Consider the following 18,574-nt stretch of genomic DNA (forward strand, 5'->3'; position numbering starts at 1 on the left):
GTGGAGAACATCCCGTCGATCGCCCGGAAAGCCGACTTCTGCTTCCGGTGGATCGACTCGGTCTTCGAGCTGCGGGAGCTGCGGACCAAGGACGAGCGGCGGGCGTTCCTGCTGAACGTCATCTGCTTCGCCGCGTGCATCGAGGGGCTGTTCTTCTACGGCGCTTTCGCCTACGTCTACTTCCTGCGGTCGCGCGGGCTGCTGCACGGCCTCGCTTCCGGGACGAACTGGGTGTTCCGCGACGAGTCGATGCACATGGCGTTCGCCTTCGACGTGGTCGAGCAGGTCCGCGCGGAGGAGCCGGACCTCTTCGACGAGAAGATGGAGCAGCAGGTCCGCGACATGCTGACCGACGCCGTCGAGTGCGAGGTGCAGTTCGCCGCCGATCTGCTGGAGCAGGGCGTCTCGGGCATGTCGCTGACCGACATGCGCGAATATCTGCAGCACGTGGCGGACCGCCGGCTCGTCCAGCTCGGCATCGCCCCGCTTTACGGCTCGCAGAACCCGTTCGCCTTCATGGAGCTGCAGGACGTGCAGGAGCTGTCGAACTTCTTCGAGCGCCGGGTGTCGGCATATCAGGTCGGCATCACCGGCTCGGTGAGCTTCGACGACGACTTCTGATCGCCTGCACTGCGCGCTGCCGTCCGTGACCTCACGGACGGCGGCGCGCGCCCGCGGCCACCGCCAGACCCGGAAGAACCGGCGAAGCCGTCCCATTACCGCGACGGAGCGGACACGGTGGCGGGGTGGGCCGCGGCGGCCACCTCATCGGCCAGGGCCGCGATGGCGTCGTCGTCGATCGGGCTGACCGTCATCCGGACGCCGGGCGGCGAATCCATGCGGAACAGGGACCCGGGTGCGACCGCATAGCCGGCGTCACGCAGGGTGGCCACCATGCGGGTCTCGTCCTGGACGCTGACCCAGATGTTGATGCCGGTGGCGCCCCGGGCACGCACGCCCCGGGCTGCCAGCGCTTCGCGCAGAGCACGGCGGCGACGGTCGTAGTCCGCACCGGCCGCGATGATCTGGGCCGCCACCTCCTCGTCTCGCCACAACAGGAGCAACAGACGCTGCAGCACTGTGGACACCCAGCCGGCCCCGATGCGCATGCGGCCGACCACCCGGGCGATCGTCGCCTCGTCGCCGGCCATGACAGCGATGCGCAGGTCGGGACCGAAAGGCTTCGAAGCCGACCGGACGAATGCCCAGGACGTGGTCACTCCGCCGAGGCAGTGCAGCGGGACCCCGGCCAGCTCGGCGGCGTGGTCATCCTCGATGAGGAGCACGTCCGGGGTGCGGGCCAGGACGGCCCGCAACTCCGTCGCTCGGCCGGCGCTGACCGCGGCTCCGGTGGGATTCTGCGCTCGGGCGGTGATCACGACCGCGCCCACTCCGGACGCGAGAACGACCGCGAGCCGATCGGGCAGCGGGCCTTCGTCGTCGACCGCGACCGGCACCGCGGTGAGACCCAGGGCGGCCAGAAGGTCGAGGAGGTTTGCCCAGCCTGGATCCTCGACGGCGACCGAGTCGCCGGGGCGGAGATGGGCGGTGAGCAGCCGCTCGATGGCGTCGAGGGTGCCGTTGGTGACGGTGATGGCGGCATCACTGACCGGCACGCCGTCAGCCGCGAGGCGGGGCCGGGCCGCGTCGATGAGCTCGGGCATCGCGCCGGCCGCGGCGTATCCCATGGGCGGACCGACCTCATCGGACACGGCCCGGAGGTGGCGGCCCAGGGTGGGCAGCATCCGGGTGTCGGGGTCGCCGGCCGACAGGTCGAGCGCGCCCGACGGCACCGGCAGCCGCAGCGAGGAGCGCGGGCTGGCGACGGCCGGCCTGGCCCGGATCCGCGTGCCCTGGCGCCCGACGGACTCGACGATGCCGCGCTGACGCAGCTCCTGATAGGCCTTGGACACCGTGGCGGGGCTCACATGCAGGTTGTCGGCGAGGACCCGGATGGGCGGCAGACGATCCCCCCATGCCCAGTCGCCGCAACGGACGCCGGACTCGATGCTCGCGGAAATCGAGGCGGCGCTGGAACCGGTGACCTGATACTGTGCTGACACACGAGAGATTCTGTACTAGTACAGAGCCCTTGGCAAGGAGGGTTCCGTGACCGACCTCTACCAGCCCACCGCTCGGACCACGGCGACCCGCAACCGGGACCGCATGCACTACGAGCGCGACAAGGCCCACGCCATCCTGGACGAGGCGTACGACTGTTCTGTCGCCTTCGTGGTCGACGGCGAGCCGCGGGTGCTGCCCACGCTGCACGTCCGCGTCGAAGACACCCTGTATCTGCACGCCTCCACGGGCGGCCGCCTCGGGCTGCGGGCCCGCGGCGACGGGGTGCCGGTCGCCGTGTCGGTGACGCTGCTCGACGGCATCGTCTACGCGCGCTCACAGTTCCACCACAGCGCCAACTACCGATCGGTCGTGATGCACGGCAACGCCAGGCCGGTCACCGACGATGCGGAGAAGAGCGCGGCGATGCGGGCGCTGGTGGAGCGGGTGGGCCACGGTCGCAGCGCGCAGAGCAGACCGCCGACCGCACGAGAGCTGGCGACGACCACCTTGCTGGCGCTGCCCCTTGTCGAGGTCTCCGTGCGAGCCCGCACCGGTGGCGTCGTCGACGACCCGGAAGATCTGTCGTTGCCGCACTGGGCAGGCGTGCTGCCACTGCGCCGGGTCGCCGGTCCGCCCGAGCCGGATTTCGGGGTCACCGGGCCACCGCCCGCCCACCTGCCGGGGCCGACGTCGCCGTGGCACATCGCGGCGCCGCTGAGTGGACGGCATGTCGCGTTGGAGCCGCTGGCGCCGGGGCATGCGGAGGGGCTGATGGCGGCCCTCAGCGATGACGAGACGTGGCAGTTCCTGCCCGCGGAGCGGCCACGAAGCACGGAGGAGATGGCCGAGCTCATCGCCGTCGCCGCCCGCGAGCAGTGGGCGGGCGGACGGGTTTCCTGGGCGCAGTGTGACCCACGGACGGGCGAGATCATGGGCATGACCAGCTACCACGACATCGACCCGGAACGGCGGGCCGTCGGAATCGGCCACACCATCCTGGGACGACGGTGGTGGCGCACCGGTGTGAACACCGAGGCGAAGCTGCTGCTGCTGGAGCGGGCTTTCGAGGTGCTGGGTGCGGAGCGCGTGTTCTGGTACACCGACATCCGCAACGAGAGGTCGCAGCGCGCGATCGCCCGGCTGGGTGCTACGCGGGACGGATTGATCCGGCGGCACCGGTTGCGCCCGGACGGGACGTGGCGGGACACGGTGCTGTTCGCGATGACGGTGGAGGAGTGGCCCGCCGCGGCGGAACGCCTCCGCGCCCGACTGGCCGCTGCATGACGGCTCGCGACGGCCAGGGACGTGGCCGACCGCAACAAAGCCGGGCCGGGCCGGCCCGGGCCAGGGCGGGCCGGGCCACAACCGCGACCTGGTCGGATCTCAGCCAGCCGGATCCGGGCCGTGACACGGACGGGCCGTGACGGGCCTGCGGTTGCCTGGCCCGTCACGGCCCGTTGGATCGTGGCGCTGCGGTCAGACGCCTGCGGGTTCGCTGACCCGGTCCTTCTTGGCTTCGGCGTCGGTCGCCGCGGGCGTGGCGGCGCGGCGGTGCCACAACGCGTCCAGGGACCATGGGCCGGGGCCGAGCACCGCGATGGCCAGGAATGCCCAGGCGTACAGGGCGGAGGTCACGCCGCCGTTCTGGGTGGGTGCCAGGGCCTCGGGCTGATGCACGACGAAGTAGGCGTAGGCCATCGAGCCTGAGGCCAGCACGGCCGCCACGCGAGTGAACAGGCCCAGCATGACGAGGATGCCGCAGACCAGTTGGATCAGGCCGGCCCACCAGCCCGGCCAGACGCCCACTTCGAGCGCTTGGCCCGAGCCCGCGTTGCCGCCGAAGAGGCCGAGCACCGTTCCCGCGCCGTGCAGGCTGAACATGAGGCCGATCACGATCCGGAACAGAGACCAGACCGGGCCGGAGAATCTGTGCGTGTCCATGTGTCATTCCTTTCGTGGGAGGGGATGACTAGACGGACGTTAATATGTTGAAGGTGCAACCATCAAGGGGCGCGGCCACCTTAATCGGTTCAGAACGCCCTCCAGGGGGTGTGACCGGCATTTCGGTTTTGTTATCTTCGCTGGTCACTGGGCGTGTCGATGGGTACGGCGCAGCGGCGTGGGCAAGGACACAGGTTTCTGGACCTACGGACACTGCCGGCGACTCAGCGCCGCGCTGAGGATGGAGACCGTGCTGGGGATCACCGAATTCTGGACGTACGTGCTGGGCGCGGCTGCGATCGTGCTGCTGCCCGGGCCCAATTCCATCTTTGTGCTCACGGTCGGCGCCCAGCGCGGCGTGCGCATGGGCTACCGGGCCGCCGCGGGAGTGTTCGTCGGCGACACCGTGCTCATGGCGCTGGCGGCCGCCGGGGTCGCGTCCCTGCTCCGGACCTATCCGCCGATCTTCATGGTGATCAAGTACGCCGGCGCGGCCTATCTGGCCTGGCTCGGGCTCGGCATCATCCGTGGTGCCTGGCGCATGTGGCGCGACCGAGGCGATATGACAGCCGCCCGGCCGACCGGGAGCGCAAAGCCGACCGGAAGTGCCGGGCCGACCGGAAACGCCCGGCCGACCGAAAACGCCGGGCCCACCGAAAACGCCCGGCCCACCGAAAACGCCCGGCCCACCGGGGACACCATCCGCCCGGCGGGTGGCATGACTCCGGCGCAGCCCAGCGGAATCAGCGCGGGGATGCAGCGGCCGTTCCGGCGGGCGCTGGTCGTCAGCCTGCTCAACCCGAAGGCGATCCTGTTCGTGGTCTCGTTCTTCATTCAGTTCGTCGAGCCGGGGTATGCCCACCCCGCCCTGTCGTTCCTGATTCTCGGCGCGGTGCTTCAGGTGTTCAGCGTGCTCTATCTCACGGCGCTGATCTTCGGCGGGCGGTTTCTGGCCGGGCAGTTCCGACGGCGGCGACGGCTCTCCGCGGGTGTGGCCACCGGGGTCGGCGCGGTGTTCGTCGGTTTCGGCGTCAAACTCGCCACCGCCTCCGTCGGCTGACCCCGCCTCGCCTCACAGCCTGCCGGAGTCGCCGCGGCGGTCAAACCCAGCAGTGCCCCGGTAGGCCGCCTGGTGGACCCAGCCCTCCACCAGGGACACCCAATCGGTCCCCGCTGCCTCAGCGTGCTCCACCCGGTGCCGGGCATACGTGTCCCGGCCCTCGCTCAGCAGTCCGCCGCGCTTGTCGAATTCCAGGATCACTTCCAGGCCGGACTCGTCCGCCACGAAGGTCACTTCCACCTCGTCCATCGACGGCGTGTACTCCGGCGGGGCCGCATACTCGATCTCCTGGTAGAACGGCAGCTCCTGCCGTACCCCATAGATCCCGCCGCGTTCCACGTCGGCGTGCCGCAGCCGGAAGCCCAGGCGGTCGAAGGCCGCCAGGATCATCTCCTGGGCCGGCAGCGGGTGGACCTCCACCCCGTCCAGGTCGCCCTGGTCGACCGACTTCGCGACCGACAGTTCGGTCCGCACGCCCATCGTCATTCCCGACAGCGGCTTGCCCGCCAGGTGCGTCACCGGCGTCTCCCAGGGCACCGCCAGGGTGAACGGGATGTCCTCGCGCGCCCCCGCGGCCAGCGTGAAGTTGCCCGCCACCGAGGCCCGGTGGAATTCCAGCAGCGCCTCGCCGTCCTCCGCCTCCGCGCGGGTGACCAGGGCCAGCACGATGTTGTCGATCAGGACGTCGTAGTCGCCGCCGGCCACCCGGACCTCGCCGTGCAGCCTGCCGCCGGGACGGGTGGCCGGGTCGGCCAGGACGGTGTCGACGCTCGGGCCGCCCACCCCGAACGCCCGCAACACTCTCGCGAAGACCATCCCGGCATTGTCTCAGCGCATGCGCCGGCCGACCGGCACCGGGTCCGTCTCGTCGTCGAACTCGCCGATCACCTGTTCCAGCAGGTCTTCCAGCGCCACGAAGCCGACCCGCGCCCCGGCCCGGGTGACCAACGCGAACTGGGACCGGGCCGCGCGCATCCGGGTCACCGCGTCGGTCACGGTGACCGCGGCCTCCAGCACGAACGGCGGGTCCATCAGCTCGGCCGCGGTCGCGGACCGGCCCGGCGTGGTGACCCGGATCGCGTCGCGGACGTGCACGAGGCCCAGCACCTCGCCGGCCGGCGCCACCACTGCCAGCCGGGAGCGGCCGCAGCGCAGCGAGGCCGCCTCGATGTCCAGGGCCGAGGCGTCCGGCGGCACCGTGACCAGCTGCTCGTCCGGGGTCATGACGTCGGCGACCTTGGTGTCCTGCAGCTTCAGCATGCTGGTCAGCAGCTCGGTCTGCTCGGCGCCGATCAGGCCTTCCGCGCGGGAGCGTTCCAGCAGGATGTGCATCTCCTGCGGGCCGTGCGCCTGGGCGAGCTGGTCCTGCGGGTGCACGCCGAACGGCTTCAGGGCCGCGTTGGCCAGGGCGTTCAGGACGACCAGGGCCGGGCGGACCAGCCGGACGAAGCCGCGGAACGGCAGCGCCAGCAGGGTCGCCGAGCGTTCCGGGTCGGTGATCGCCCAGGACTTCGGCATCATCTCGCCGATCACCAGGTGCAGGAACGTGACGACGACCAGCGCCAGCAGGAACGCGATGACGCCGCTCGGCACCTCCGGCAGGCCGATGCCGTGCAGCAGCGGGTGGACCAGGTGCTCGATGGCCGGCTCGGCGAGCGCGCCCAGCCCCAGCGAGCACAGGGTGATGCCGAGCTGGGCGGCGGCGAGCATCAGGGACAGTTCGCGGCTGCCGTCGAGGGCCGCGCGGGCGGCCCGGCTTCCCCCGGTGGCCGCGTGTTCCAGCCGGTAGCGCTTGCTCGCCACCAGGGCGAACTCGGCGGCGACGAAGAACGCGTTGCCGGCGAGCAGGAGCACGGAACAGATCGCAGCCCAGGTCGTGCTCATCGGGAATCCTCCTCGTCAACCAGCAGGGCGACGGGGGCGGCGGACAGGCGTACGGCATCCGGCACGTGCCGGTCCACCGAGAGCACCGCCAGGCCGGCGCCGGAGGGCAGTGACACCGCGTCGCCGACCTGCGGCACCCGGCCCAGCTCGGACATCACCAGGCCGGACACCGTGTCGTACTCGTCGCTTTCCGGCAGGTCGACGCCGGTCGCGTCGATGACCTCGTCGATGCGCCAGCGGGCGGGGACGATCCAGCTACCGTCCTCCTGCCGGGCCGGGGAGGGCTCGGGCAGGTCGTCCTCGTCGCGGATCGGGCCGACCAGTTCCTCGGCGATGTCCTCGAGGGTGATGATGCCGGCGAAGCCGCCGTACTCGTCGACCACGCAGGCGAGCTGCCGGTGGTCGCCGCGCAGCCTGTCCAGCACCGCGGGCAGCCGCAGCGAGGCCGGCACGAACAGCGGCGGCACGGCCAGCGACTCGACCGGCACCGAGGCCCGGTCGGCCGGGGCCACCGTGAGGACGTCCGCGATCCCGACGACGCCGATGATCTCGTCGACGCCGGAGCCGGCGCGCACCGGGAAGCGTGACCGGCCGGTGTCCAGCAGCCCGACCACCCGGGACGCCGGATCGCTGGCGCGGACCGTGTGCACGTCCACCCGCGGCACCATCACCTCCGCCGCTGTCCGGCGGCGGAAGTCGAGGCCGCGGTCGAGCAGCGCGGAGAGCTCCGGGTCGAGGTGACCCTCGGCGCGCGACTCGGCGATGATCTGCTCCAGGTCCTCCTCGGTGGCGCCCTCGGGCAGCTCCTCGATCGGCTCGATGCCGATCCGGCGCAGCAGCTTGGCCGCGGCCACGTCGAACAGCTTGATGATCGGCCCGAAGACGGCCAGATACATCAGTGTCGAGCGGCCGAGCGCCTTGGCCAGGCCCTCCGAGCGGGCGATCGCGAAATTCTTGGGGGCCAGCTCGCCGAGGACCATCTGCACGACGGTGGCGATCAGCAGGGCCAGCACGATCGAGAGCGGCGTGGTCACGGCCGCGGGCAGGCCCGCCACGCCGAGCAGGTCGGCGAAACCCTCACCGAGGAAGGGCTCGGCGACATAACCGACGATCAGGGCGGTGACGGTGATGCCGAGCTGCGCGCCGGACAGCACGAACGAGAGCCGTTCGGTGACCTTGAGGGCGCGTGCCGCGGCCTTGTCGCCCTGCTCGGCCTGCTGGCGCAGGCGGCTGCGGTCGACCGCGACGTATCCGAACTCCTGGGCGACGAAGTAACCGGTCACGGCCGTCACCAGGATGACCAGCAGGAGGCCGATCAGGATCAACATGGTCGCGCCGGGGAATCGAGAAGCCGGGCCAAGCCCGGCTGACTACTGCCACTCATCGAGAAAAGATATCAGTGTGGGCTGGCAGCCTGCTGGGAGAAGCCCATGCGGGGGTACGGCCGGAAGCCGCACCCCCGCAGTGCCCCCGTACGTCAGGCGCGGGTGATGGTGACGTTGTCCACAGCCGCCTCGACCAGGCTCGCCGTCCCGGTGTCCGCCGCCTCGACCTGCAGCTGGACGGACTGCCCGGCGTAGGCGGAGAGATTGACGGTCGCGGCCTGCCACGCGGCGGCCCGGTTGCTCGCCGCCCCGGCCTGGGTGAAGACCGTCGTGGTGGTCCCTCCGGAGATCAGCCGGACCCGGAAGTAGTCGGCGCTGGTGGCGTTGTTCAGGTGCGCGAGATACCAGGAGAACGACAGCGTCAGGGTGCCGGTGGGCAGCGTGATCGCCGGCGACCGGATGGTCGTGGTGCCGCCGTCCACGTCGTTGGCGCCGGCGCTGGCGCCCGCGGTCGCGCCGGTGACCAGGTCGTTGCTGCCGCTCACCGTGGTGCCGAGCTGGGTGGCCACGCCGGAGGTGGTGGCGGCCGGGTCACCGCGCTCGAAGGCGCCGGAGGTGGCGGTGTCGGTGGCCCCGGCGTTGGCGGTCCAGCCGGTCGCGGTCTCGAAGGTGTCCGAGTAGACCGTCTCCCCCGGCGGCGGGTCGGTGGCGTCGGCCAGTGCCCACACCGTGGCCGCGATCGCGTCCGAGTTGCGGTCCAGCGCCGTGTCGTTGATGTTCGAGGTGGTGTCGCACGCGGCGTGGTAGCAGGGGTCGAACGCGGTGGCCGTACCGCCCCAGAGGGTGACCTGGGCCGCGGTCTTGCGGCCCTCCGCCCCGGTGAAGATGCCGCCGGCGGGGATGCCCGCCGCGATGAACGGGCCGTAGTCGCTGCGCCCGTCGAAGTCGGTGCCACGGGTCGGCACGCCGATCGAGGCGAAGTACGCCTCCAGCGTGTCCTCGATCTCGGCGGAGCCCGCGGGGCCGGGGCCCGAGCCGGTGCCGTCGGAGTTGTCACCGTCGTACAGGAAATAGCCGGGGTTCGGCGAGCCGACCATGTCGAAGTTGAGGTAGCCGCCGATGGCCGCCTTCTGCGCCGCGGTCAGCGAGTTCACGTACGCGGTGGAGCCGCGCAGCCCCAGTTCCTCTGCACCCCACCAGCCGAAGCGCAGGTGCCGGTCGGGCTGGAAGCCGGTGCGGGCGACGGCGAGGGCCACCTCGAGGTTCGCCGCGGAGCCGGAACCGTTGTCGTTGATACCCGGCCCGGCCGTGACGCTGTCCAGGTGCGCGCCGACCATCAGGGTGTCCGAGGTGTCGCCGCCGGGCCAGTCCGCGATCAGGTTGTAGCCGGTCGCGCCGTTGTAGGTGAACGATTGCTGCTGGGTGGTGAAGCCGGCCGCGTCGAGCAGCCCCTTCACGTAGGTGACCGAGGCCAGGTAGCCGGGCCGGCCGTGCGCGCGGTTGCCGCCGTTCGCGGTGGCGATCGACTGGAGCTGGGTCAGGTGCGCCTTGACGTTCGCGACCGCGATGTCCGGTGGAGCCAGCGCGGCGGCCTGGACGGGGGCGGCGAAGAGGGCGGCGACCAGCGTCGTCGCGCCGATGAATGGGACTGCTCTCACGGGGTGTCCTCCGCGGGGCTCGGGGGAACCGTCGCCGAGGGTGTGGCAACGGCCACGCCGAGCATTGCAGAGACGATGGACTATGGACTCATATCGAAAGAGCCATATCTCAAACAAGAATTCGCATGGGTCTTCCGCCGCGGGGCAGCTCAGCTGTCTGTGAAGAAGGTGCTCTGGATCATGCCCCACTTCTCGAAGTTGCCGGGCCAGTCCAGATCCAGGGTCATCAGCCCGATGGCGTAGGCCTTGCCGTCGTTCGCCGCGCGCCACCGGGTCATCGCGTGGATCCGCTCACCGTCGCGCCCGTCGTACGTGTATTCCCAGTCGGCGGCCCGGGCCAGCCCCGGCACCCGGTCGATCCGCAGCTGGGTGTAGTTCTTCAGGTCGCCGGCGGCCCGCAGCCGGCTCACTTCCTTGCGGCAGGCCAGCACCGGGTCGCCCTGCGGGCTGCGCTCCGGGTCGATGCTGAGGATCCGGATGTTGCTGGGGTCGCGGAAGCAGATCGTCGTCCCGATCGTCTGATATGTCCAGCCGTCCGGCACCGCGATGTGGAAGCCGGCGTCGCTGAAATAGGACCAGCCGGGATAGAGCGCCCAGCCGTCGCGCAGCTTCGCCGCCCCCGCGACCGGGGTGCGGGGCAGGCCCGAGGGCGCCGGGCTGGCGCAGTTGACCGGGCTGAAGCCGCCGGATCCGCCGCCGGCGCCCGACGACGTCGCGACGCTGGGGGTGCTCCCGATGGCTCCGGGCTGCGCCTGGGAGTTGTCGCCGTCGCCGCGCATAGCCAGGCCGGTGGCCGCGCCGGCACCGGCGAGCAGGGCCACGACCAGCCCGGCGAGCAACCGCCGGCGGGACCGGGCCGGGCCGCTCCCGGCCCGGGCGCCCTGCTGGGCGGGGACTCCGGGCTGAGCAGGGACTCCGAGCTGGGTGGGGACGCCGCGCTGCGCGGGGATGACCCGCTCGCTGGGGTGCCCTTCCCGCAGCTCGACGGCCGGCGCCGACGGGTGGCTCCCGCCGGGCAGAGCCGCGGCGAGCGTGGGGCTGAGGCCGCCGCCGGCCGATTCGGCCTGCGCCTCGGCGGGGGCCTTGGCGGGATCCGGCCGGTCGGCGGGGGGCTTTCTCGGCCCCGGTACGACCGCACGGCCGAACGTCGTCCCGGCCGGCCTCGGGGCGGGCGGCACCACCTCGGCCTCCGCCACGATCATGCGCAGCCGCTCGGCCACCTCGGCGCCGGTGAGCCGCTCGACCGGCTCCCGGCGCAGCAGCCCGGCGAGCACGGGCGCCAGCGGACCGGCGCGCACGGGCGGGTCGGCCTCGTCCGTGGCCAGCGCCATCAGGGTCGCCATGGCGCTGTCCCGGGCGAACGGGGACCGTCCCTCGACGGCCGCGTACAGGGTCGCGCCGAAGGACCAGAGGTCGGATTCCACCGTGGACGCACCGTCGCGGGCGCGCTCCGGCGAGACGTACTGCGGGGAGCCGACGACCATGCCGGGGCCGGTCACCGAGCCGTCGTCGACGAACGTGGCCAGCCCGAAGTCGGTGAGCACCACCCGGCCGTCGTGGCCGATCAGGACGTTGTGCGGCTTGACGTCGCGGTGCAGCACACCGGCCCGGTGCGCGGCGGTGATCGCCTCGAGCACGTCCAGGCCGATCCGGGCCGCCGCGACCGGCGCGAACGGGCCGTCCTCGCTGACCACCTGGTACAGCGAGCGGGACGGGACGTACTCCATCACGATCCACGGCAGGTCGTCGGCGTGCACGACGTCGTAGATGCGGACCACGTGCGGGTGGTTGAGCCGGGCGGCGCTGCGGGCCTCGCGCAGGGTGCGGGTGCGCAGCCGGGCCTGCTCCTCGTCGGTCATCCAGGTCGGCGGGACGAACTCCTTGACGGCGACGTCACGGTCGAGCATCTCGTCGCGGGCGAGCCAGACGCGGCCCATACCGCCGGAGCCGACCGGCTCGAGGAGACGATACCGGCCGGCGATGAGCATGCGCCTGACCGCCATCAGCCCCCACCCGCCACTTCTTCGACCAGGATAGTCATCGGCGGCGGGCCCGCGGAACGCCGATCACCCGGCTACCGCGTAGACCACCAGGTTGTCCTTGTACGACCGCAGGGTCTTGTCGAAGACACCGCCACACGTGATCAACCGCAACTGCCGGTCCGGCGTCGGCCCGTAGACCTGATCGGTGGGGAAGGCCTTCTTCGGATACCAGGCCGTGGACGTCACCGTGAACGTGACAGTGCGAGCACCCCGGGTCACTTCGATCTTGTCGCCGGCCGTGATCTCGCGGAGCCGGTAGAAGACGGCCGGACCCCGCTTCGAGTCGACGTGCCCGGCGAGGACCGCCGGACCCACGTCGCCGGGGGCCGTGCCGTCCGCGTACCAGCCGGCCCGGTCGTTGGTCCTGGGTGGTTGCAACTCGCCCCCGGTGCCCAGCTTGAGGGTCTCGAGCGGGGTGTCCACCCCGATCGCCCGGACCCGCAGCCGGGTCGGTGGGCCACTGAGATCCGAGGGCACGGTACGGAACGGGTCAAGGGTGGCGGCGTCGTCGTTGGACGGGGGCGGCACCCCGGCCATGTCCTCGGATGGTCGCGCCGTGACCGGGGCGGCGCTCGGCGTGCCGCCCCAGCGGCCCAGCCCTTCGGTGCCGCGGGGCTGGCGGACCAGCAGGTAACCGGTGGCCACCACGAGCGCCACCAGCACCGACACCGCGATCGGCAGCGCGACGCGCAGCGCCTGGTGGCGTACCACCGGCTTCTCCGGCGCCGCGGCCAGGTCCGGCCGCGGCGGGCCGGCCCCGGTCTCGGGGCCGGCCTCGGGTTCCGGCGCCGCCGGCGGATCCGGGACGCTCGCGGAGGTGTAGACACCCATCCGGTACGCCGTCAGACAGCGCGGTGGCGACGCCTGAGCGCGACGAGGATCACGCTCGTCGCCATCGCGGCACCACCGGCGAGCAGCAGAGCCATCGGCAGCGGGGACTGCGGCTGGGTGCCGCCCCCGCCGGTGGCCACACCGCCCTGTGGCACGCCGCCCTGGCGCGCCGCGTCGATGTGCAGTTCCGGCTTCAGGCCGCCGTTCTTGTCGTCGAGCACGAGCAGCGAGTACACGTTCCCCGCGCCCAGCGTGCACGGCAGGTCGCTGGCGTCACCGCCACCGGTCGGCTTCACCCGCACGGTCCACTTGCCCGGGTTGACCTGGCGGTAAGCGGTCGTGGTGGCGAACTGGACGCCGTCGGCGATGGTCTTGCCGTTGGCGCCGCCGACGTCGAGCACCGGCGCGCGTACGGAGGCCTGGATGATCCGGATCTTGGACTCGCCCGCCTTCGGCAGCGCGAGATCGTCCTTGAGCACCCGCAGGCCGAGATCGGCGTAGCGGCCGACGCCGGCGACCGTGTACGCCGCGCCGTCGGCCACCGTGACCTGCGTGGTCAGCACCGGCGGGGTGCTCGCGGCGGCGCCGGCCTTGCGCATGGCCACCGAGTAGGTGCCGGTGGGCAGGCGCAGATAGTCCGACATGGCGCCGTACGCGACGCCGTCGAACTTCTGGTTCTTGACCGCGCCCGAATCGGACTTGAGATAGACGTCGACCGCCGGAGTATCGGGCGAAAGGTGGGCGAGCCGGACGTAGCCGTCGCCGGCCGCCCGGGCCGGGGTCGCCGAGAAGATGACAGTCGCCAGCGCGGCAGCGGCGGCCGCTGCGCTGCCGAGGCGCCGTAAGGCGGAAACGCGGTGGATCACGGTGCCTCCTGTTCGGAAAACCTCTGCGGCATCGGCGGTGGCGGCCATCGATGCGTACGCTCTGCGTTCATCAATGTGCCGCACGTCACCACTGCGCACCATGGTCCTTCCGGTCACGCGAAAGCGCTGGTCGAGTGCCCACCCTGTGCTCCCTTGCCTGATTGACGACTGTCTAGTCGCGGTGGCTCACCTCTGCTTCGGAGCCGTCACCCGAATGGATGGACCCGCTGTTCCCCGATTTCTGTCAGACCCCGGGGGCACCATGGACACGTGTCAGACGTGCTGGAGCAGTTCGGCCTCGCCACCCGGGAGTGGTTCCGGGCCGCCTTCGCCGCGCCCACGGCCGCCCAGCAGGGCGCATGGCGATCCATCGGGGCCGGTCGCAACGCGCTGGTGGTCGCGCCGACCGGCTCGGGCAAGACGCTGGCGGCGTTCCTCTGGTCGCTCGACCGGCTCGCCCACGAGCCCGTCCCCACCGAGCCCAAGCACCGCTGCCGGGTGCTCTATGTCAGCCCGCTCAAGGCGCTGGCCGTCGACGTCGAGCGCAATCTGCGGGCGCCGCTGACCGGCATCCGGCAGGCATCCGGCCGGCTCGGCCTGCCACCACCGGACATCACCGTCGGCATGCGCACCGGCGACACCCCGGCCGACGAGCGGCGGGCCTTCGCCCGCACCCCGCCGGACATCCTCATCACCACCCCCGAGTCGCTGTTCCTGCTGCTCACCTCCGCCGCGCGGGAGTCGCTGCGCGGCGTCGAGACGGTGATCATCGACGAGGTGCACGCCGTCGCGGCCACCAAGCGCGGCGCCCACCTGGCGCTCTCGCTCGAACGGCTCGACGCGATGCTGGCCCGGCCGGCGCAGCGGGTGGGGCTCTCCGCGACCGTGCGGCCGATCGACGAGACGGCCCGCTTCCTCGGCGGCGCCGCCGACGTCGAGATCGTCCAGCCGCGCAGCGCCAAGACGATCGAGGTCTCGGTGCAGGTCCCGGTCGAGGACATGACCCGGCTCGACGAGGTGCCCGAGGCCGACGCCGACGACCCGGGTGCGTCCCGGCACACCCCGTCGATCTGGCCCGCCGTCGAGGAGCGCGTCCTCGACCTGATCCGGCAGCACCGCTCCACGATCGTGTTCACCAATTCGCGGCGCGGCGCCGAGCGGCTCTGCGCCCGGATCAACGAGCTGGCCGCCGAGACCGTGGTGGAGCAGTCCTCGCGGGCGCCCGCCGCGCTGATGGCCCAGTCCCCGATCGCCGGCGGCGCGGCGCCGGTGGTCGCCCGCGCCCACCACGGCAGCGTCTCCCGCGAGGAGCGCAAGCAGATCGAGGAGGCGCTCAAGTCCGGGCAGCTCCCGGCCGTGGTCGCCACCTCCAGCCTCGAGCTGGGCATCGACATGGGCGCGGTCGACCTGGTGGTGCAGATCGAGGCGCCGCCCTCGGTCTCCGCCGGGCTGCAGCGCATCGGCCGGGCCGGGCACCAGGTCGGTGCCGTCTCCCGGGGCGTCGTCTTCCCCAAGCACCGCGGCGACCTGCTCAGCTGCGCGGTCGTCGCCGAGCGGATGAGCGCGGGCGCGATCGAGGAGCTGCGCTATCCCCGCAACCCGCTCGACGTGCTGGCCCAGCAGATCGTCGCCATGGTCGCGCTGGACGGGTGGCAGCTGGACGAGCTGTCCGCGCTGGTGCGCCGCGCGGCGCCCTACGCGGAGCTGCCCGACTCGGCCCTGCACGCCGTGCTCGACATGCTCTCCGGGCGCTATCCGTCGACCGCGTTCGCCGAGCTGCGCCCCCGGCTGGTCTGGGACCGCACCACCGACGAGCTCACCGGGCGCCCCGGCGCGCAGCGTCTCGCCGTCACCAGCGGCGGCACGATCCCCGACCGTGGCATGTTCGGCGTCTTCCTGGCCGGCTCCGCGAAGGTGTCGCGGGTGGGCGAGCTCGACGAGGAGATGGTCTACGAGTCCCGCGTCGGCGACGTCTTCCTGCTCGGCTCGACCTCCTGGCGGATCGAGGACATCACCCCCGACCGGGTGCTGGTCTCTCCGGCGCCGGGCGCGCCGGCCCGGATGCCGTTCTGGAAGGGCGACGCGCTCGGCCGCCCGATCGAGCTGGGCCGGGCCATCGGCGCCCGGCTGCGCACCCTGACCCGCGCGGGCGACCCGGACGCGGCCGCCTCGCTGCGCAGCTCCGGGCTGGACGAGTGGGCGGCCGACAACCTGGTGGCCTACCTGCGCGAGCAGCGCGAGTCCACCCGCAACCTGCCCGACGACCGGACGATCGTCGTCGAGCGCTTCCGCGACGAGCTGGGCGACTGGCGGATGACGGTGCACTGCGTCCTGGGCGCCCGGGTCAACGCGCCCTGGTCGCTGGCCATCGCCCGCCGGCTCACCGAGCGGTACGGCGTCGACGGCCAGGTCATGCCCTCCGACGACGGCATCGTCATCCGCCTGCCGGACACCGCCGAGGAGCCACCCGGCGCCGAGCTGGTCGCCTTCGACCCCGACGAGATCTCCCAGCTCGTCGAGGAGTCCGTGGGCACGTCGGCGTTGTTCGCCTCCCGGTTCCGGGAGTGCGCCGCCCGTTCGCTGCTGCTGCCCCGCCGCGACCCGCGCCGCCGCCAGCCACTCTGGCAGCAGCGCCAGCGCTCGGCCCAGTTGCTCGACGTGGCGCGCGAGTTCGCCGACTTCCCGGTGACCCTGGAGGCGGCCCGCGAGTGCCTGCAGGACGTCTTCGACCTCCCCGGCCTGGTCGGGCTCATGCGTGAGATCGCCGGGCGCAAGGTCCGCCTGGTCGAGGCCGAGACGCCGCGGCCCTCGCCGTTCGCCCGTTCCCTGCTCTTCGGATATGTGGGCGCGTTCCTCTACGAGGGTGACGCGCCGCTGGCCGAGCGTCGCGCCGCGGCGCTGGCGCTGGATTCGACCCTGCTCGGCGAGCTGCTCGGCCGGGTCGACCTGCGGGAGCTGCTCGACCCGGTGGTGGTGACCGAGAGCGAGGGCCAGCTCCAGTGGCTCACGGCCGCCCGCAGCCCTCGCGACGCGGAAGACGCGGCGGAGCTGCTGCGCCTGCTCGGTGATCTGTCGGCGGCCGACCTCACCGCCCGCGGCGTCGACCTCGACTGGGTGACGGCGCTGCGGGCCAGCCGCCGCGCGCTGCAGATCCGGGTCGCCGGCGAGGAGCGCTGGATCGGCATCGAGGACGCGGGCCGCTACCGCGACGCGCTGGGCGTGGCGCTGCCGGTCGGCGTCGCGGAGGCCTACCTCGAGCCGGTGACCGACCCGCTCGGCGACCTCGTCGCCCGGTATGCCCGCACCCATGGCCCGTTCGCGGCGGCGACCTGCGCGGCCCGCTTCGGGCTCGGCGTCTTCGTCGTCGAGCAGGCCCTCAAGCGGCTCAGCGCCACCGGCCGGGTCATCTCCGGTGAGTTCTCCCCCGGTGGAGCCGGCACGGAATGGTGTGACGCGGAGGTGCTGCGGCTGCTGCGCCGCCGCTCGCTGGCCGCGCTGCGCCGGGAGATCGAGCCGGTGCCACCCCGGGTGCTGGCCGCGTTCCTGCCCCGCTGGCACCAGATCGCCGGCAATGCCCGCGGCGTGGACGCCCTGGCCGCCTCGATCGAGCAGCTGCAGGGGGTGCCCGCGCCGGCCTCGGCCTGGGAACGGCTCATCCTGCCGGCCCGGGTCGCCGACTTCGCGCCGCCCCAGCTCGACGAGCTCTGCGCCAGCGGCGAGGTGCTGTGGGCGGGCACGGGTTCCATCCCGGGCGGCGACGGCTGGGTGACTCTCGCCTACGCGGACAGCGCCCCGCTGCTGTTCCCGCCGCCCGACGACGGGCTCACCCTGACCCCGCAGCATCAGTCCGTGCTCGACGCTCTGACGGACGGCCAGGCGCTGTTCTTCCGCAACCTGTCGGACAAGATCGGCGCCACCGACGACCCGGCCCTGGCGGCGACGGTCTGGGAGCTGGTCTGGGCGGGACACCTGACCAACGACACGTTCGCGCCGCTGCGCGCCCTGCTCGGCGGCAGCGGTGCACACCGGGCGAAGGCCGCGCCCGCCCGCACCCGCTACCGCCGGCCGGGCCGCCCGACGATGCCGAGCCGATCGGGACCGCTCGCGATGGCGGGCCGCTGGTCCCGCCTGCCGGAGCGCGACCTCGACCCGACCCGCCGGGCGGCGGCCCAGGCAGACCTGCTGCTCGAACGGCACGGCGTGGTCACCCGCGGGGCGGTGATGGCCGAGGGCATCACCGGCGGCTTCGCGGCGGTCTATCCGGTGCTGGCGGCGCTGGAGGAGCGGGGCGCGGCCCGGCGGGGCTACTTCGTGGAGGGCCTGGGTGCGGCGCAGTTCGCGGTGCCGGGGGCGGTGGACCGGCTGCGCGCCCTGGCCGAGCCGGCCGAGCTGGCGAAACGCGCGGGGGCGAGCGCGGTGGTGCTCGCGGCGACCGACCCGGCAAACCCGTACGGCGCGGCGCTGCCCTGGCCGGAACGGGTGGTGGACAGCGGCAACGGCGAGATGACGCCGGCGACGGGCCACCGGGCCGGCCGCAAGGCGGGAGCCCTGGTGATCCTGGTCGGCGGCGACCTGGTCCTGTACGTCGAACGCGGCGGCCGCACGCTGCTGTCCTACCTGGACGACCCGGAGGCGCTGACGGCGGCCGGGCAGGCGCTGGCGGGCTCGGTCCGCTCCGGCGCACTGGGGCCGATGTCGGTGGAACGCGCGGACGGCGAGTCGGTGCATTCGTCGCCGCTGCGGGACGCGCTGACCGGAGCGGGCTTCCGGACGACGCCTCGCGGCCTGCGCCTACGCGGCTGACCTACCCCGGCGCCGAGGCCCTGGGCCGGGCCAGCCGGGCCGGGCCAGCCGGGCCGGGCCAGCCGGGCCGGGCCAGCCGGGCCGGGCCAGCCGGGCCGGG

13 protein-coding genes are annotated in these 18,574 nt (G+C 72.7%); 4 read left to right on the plus strand and 9 right to left on the minus strand.

Going from position 1 to position 18,574, the window contains the following annotated elements:
• A partial coding sequence (locus DMB66_RS44260; protein WP_148112820.1) for a ribonucleotide-diphosphate reductase subunit beta occupies nucleotides 1–621 on the plus strand: 621 nt, incomplete at its 5' end.
• Nucleotides 622–716: 95 nt separating this feature from the next.
• Here the strand turns inward: DMB66_RS44260 and DMB66_RS44265 are convergent.
• On the minus strand, nucleotides 717–2,063 hold the full coding sequence (locus DMB66_RS44265) for an aminotransferase class I/II-fold pyridoxal phosphate-dependent enzyme (protein ID WP_125810122.1): 1,347 nt from the start codon (nucleotides 2,061–2,063) through the stop codon (nucleotides 717–719).
• A gap of 46 nt (nucleotides 2,064–2,109) precedes the next feature.
• Here DMB66_RS44265 and DMB66_RS44270 point away from each other — a divergent pair, with 46 nt between their 5' ends.
• On the plus strand, nucleotides 2,110–3,348 hold the full coding sequence (locus DMB66_RS44270) for a bifunctional pyridoxamine 5'-phosphate oxidase family protein/GNAT family N-acetyltransferase (protein ID WP_233625279.1): 1,239 nt from the start codon (nucleotides 2,110–2,112) through the stop codon (nucleotides 3,346–3,348).
• 192 nt (nucleotides 3,349–3,540) lie between these two features.
• Here the strand turns inward: DMB66_RS44270 and DMB66_RS44275 are convergent, their stop codons facing one another.
• Nucleotides 3,541–4,005 carry a DoxX family protein gene (locus DMB66_RS44275; RefSeq protein WP_125810123.1) on the minus strand — a complete coding sequence of 155 codons (465 nt, stop codon included), beginning with the start codon at nucleotides 4,003–4,005 and terminating at the stop codon, nucleotides 3,541–3,543.
• A gap of 241 nt (nucleotides 4,006–4,246) precedes the next feature.
• Here DMB66_RS44275 and DMB66_RS44280 point away from each other — a divergent pair, with 241 nt between their 5' ends.
• Complete coding sequence (locus tag DMB66_RS44280) at nucleotides 4,247–5,065, plus strand: leucine efflux protein (RefSeq protein ID WP_233625283.1); 819 nt, start codon at nucleotides 4,247–4,249, stop codon at nucleotides 5,063–5,065.
• A gap of 12 nt (nucleotides 5,066–5,077) precedes the next feature.
• On the opposite strand, the gene DMB66_RS44285 is transcribed toward DMB66_RS44280, so the two are convergent.
• From DMB66_RS44285 to DMB66_RS44315, 7 genes are all read right to left on the minus strand, one after another.
• Nucleotides 5,078–5,881, minus strand: a complete 804-nt coding sequence (locus DMB66_RS44285; RefSeq protein WP_125810125.1) for a sporulation protein — start codon at nucleotides 5,879–5,881, stop codon at nucleotides 5,078–5,080.
• 12 nt (nucleotides 5,882–5,893) lie between these two features.
• Nucleotides 5,894–6,949 carry a hemolysin family protein gene (locus tag DMB66_RS44290; RefSeq protein WP_125810126.1) on the minus strand — a complete coding sequence of 352 codons (1,056 nt, stop codon included), beginning with the start codon at nucleotides 6,947–6,949 and terminating at the stop codon, nucleotides 5,894–5,896.
• Nucleotides 6,946–8,277, minus strand: coding sequence for a hemolysin family protein (locus DMB66_RS44295; protein ID WP_125810127.1), 1,332 nt, complete (start codon nucleotides 8,275–8,277; stop codon nucleotides 6,946–6,948). Before DMB66_RS44295 ends, DMB66_RS44290 begins: the two co-directional genes overlap by 4 nt.
• A 149-nt stretch (nucleotides 8,278–8,426) precedes the next feature.
• Nucleotides 8,427–9,932: a M28 family peptidase gene (locus DMB66_RS44300; RefSeq protein WP_125810128.1), complete on the minus strand. Its 1,506-nt coding sequence runs from the start codon at nucleotides 9,930–9,932 to the stop codon at nucleotides 8,427–8,429.
• A gap of 149 nt (nucleotides 9,933–10,081) precedes the next feature.
• Entirely contained in the window at nucleotides 10,082–11,935 is a 1,854-nt protein-coding gene (locus tag DMB66_RS44305) for a serine/threonine-protein kinase (protein ID WP_125810129.1), read from the minus strand.
• A gap of 63 nt (nucleotides 11,936–11,998) precedes the next feature.
• Nucleotides 11,999–12,805: a class F sortase gene (locus tag DMB66_RS64590; RefSeq protein ID WP_233625280.1), complete on the minus strand. Its 807-nt coding sequence runs from the start codon at nucleotides 12,803–12,805 to the stop codon at nucleotides 11,999–12,001.
• An 11-nt stretch (nucleotides 12,806–12,816) separates the two neighbouring features.
• Nucleotides 12,817–13,671, minus strand: a complete 855-nt coding sequence (locus DMB66_RS44315; RefSeq protein ID WP_233625281.1) for a DUF4397 domain-containing protein — start codon at nucleotides 13,669–13,671, stop codon at nucleotides 12,817–12,819.
• A gap of 279 nt (nucleotides 13,672–13,950) precedes the next feature.
• On the opposite strand from DMB66_RS44315, the gene DMB66_RS44320 reads away from it, so the two are divergent.
• The gene (locus DMB66_RS44320) at nucleotides 13,951–18,474 is read left to right on the plus strand and encodes an ATP-dependent helicase (RefSeq protein ID WP_199752978.1); all 4,524 of its coding nucleotides are present in this window, start codon (nucleotides 13,951–13,953) and stop codon (nucleotides 18,472–18,474) included.
• Nucleotides 18,475–18,574 lie beyond the last annotated feature (100 nt).

Source organism: Actinoplanes sp. ATCC 53533 (assembly GCF_003947245.1).

Coding starts and splice junctions, on each gene's coding strand:
- DMB66_RS44275 (WP_125810123.1), bottom strand. CDS start 4,005: ATGGACACGCACAGATTCTCCGGCCCGGTCTGGTCTCTGTTCCGGATC.
- DMB66_RS44280 (WP_233625283.1), top strand. CDS start 4,247: ATGGAGACCGTGCTGGGGATCACCGAATTCTGGACGTACGTGCTGGGC.
- DMB66_RS44285 (WP_125810125.1), bottom strand. CDS start 5,881: ATGGTCTTCGCGAGAGTGTTGCGGGCGTTCGGGGTGGGCGGCCCGAGC.
- DMB66_RS44290 (WP_125810126.1), bottom strand. CDS start 6,949: ATGAGCACGACCTGGGCTGCGATCTGTTCCGTGCTCCTGCTCGCCGGC.
- DMB66_RS44295 (WP_125810127.1), bottom strand. CDS start 8,277: ATGTTGATCCTGATCGGCCTCCTGCTGGTCATCCTGGTGACGGCCGTG.
- DMB66_RS44305 (WP_125810129.1), bottom strand. CDS start 11,935: ATGGCGGTCAGGCGCATGCTCATCGCCGGCCGGTATCGTCTCCTCGAG.
- DMB66_RS64590 (WP_233625280.1), bottom strand. CDS start 12,805: ATGGGTGTCTACACCTCCGCGAGCGTCCCGGATCCGCCGGCGGCGCCG.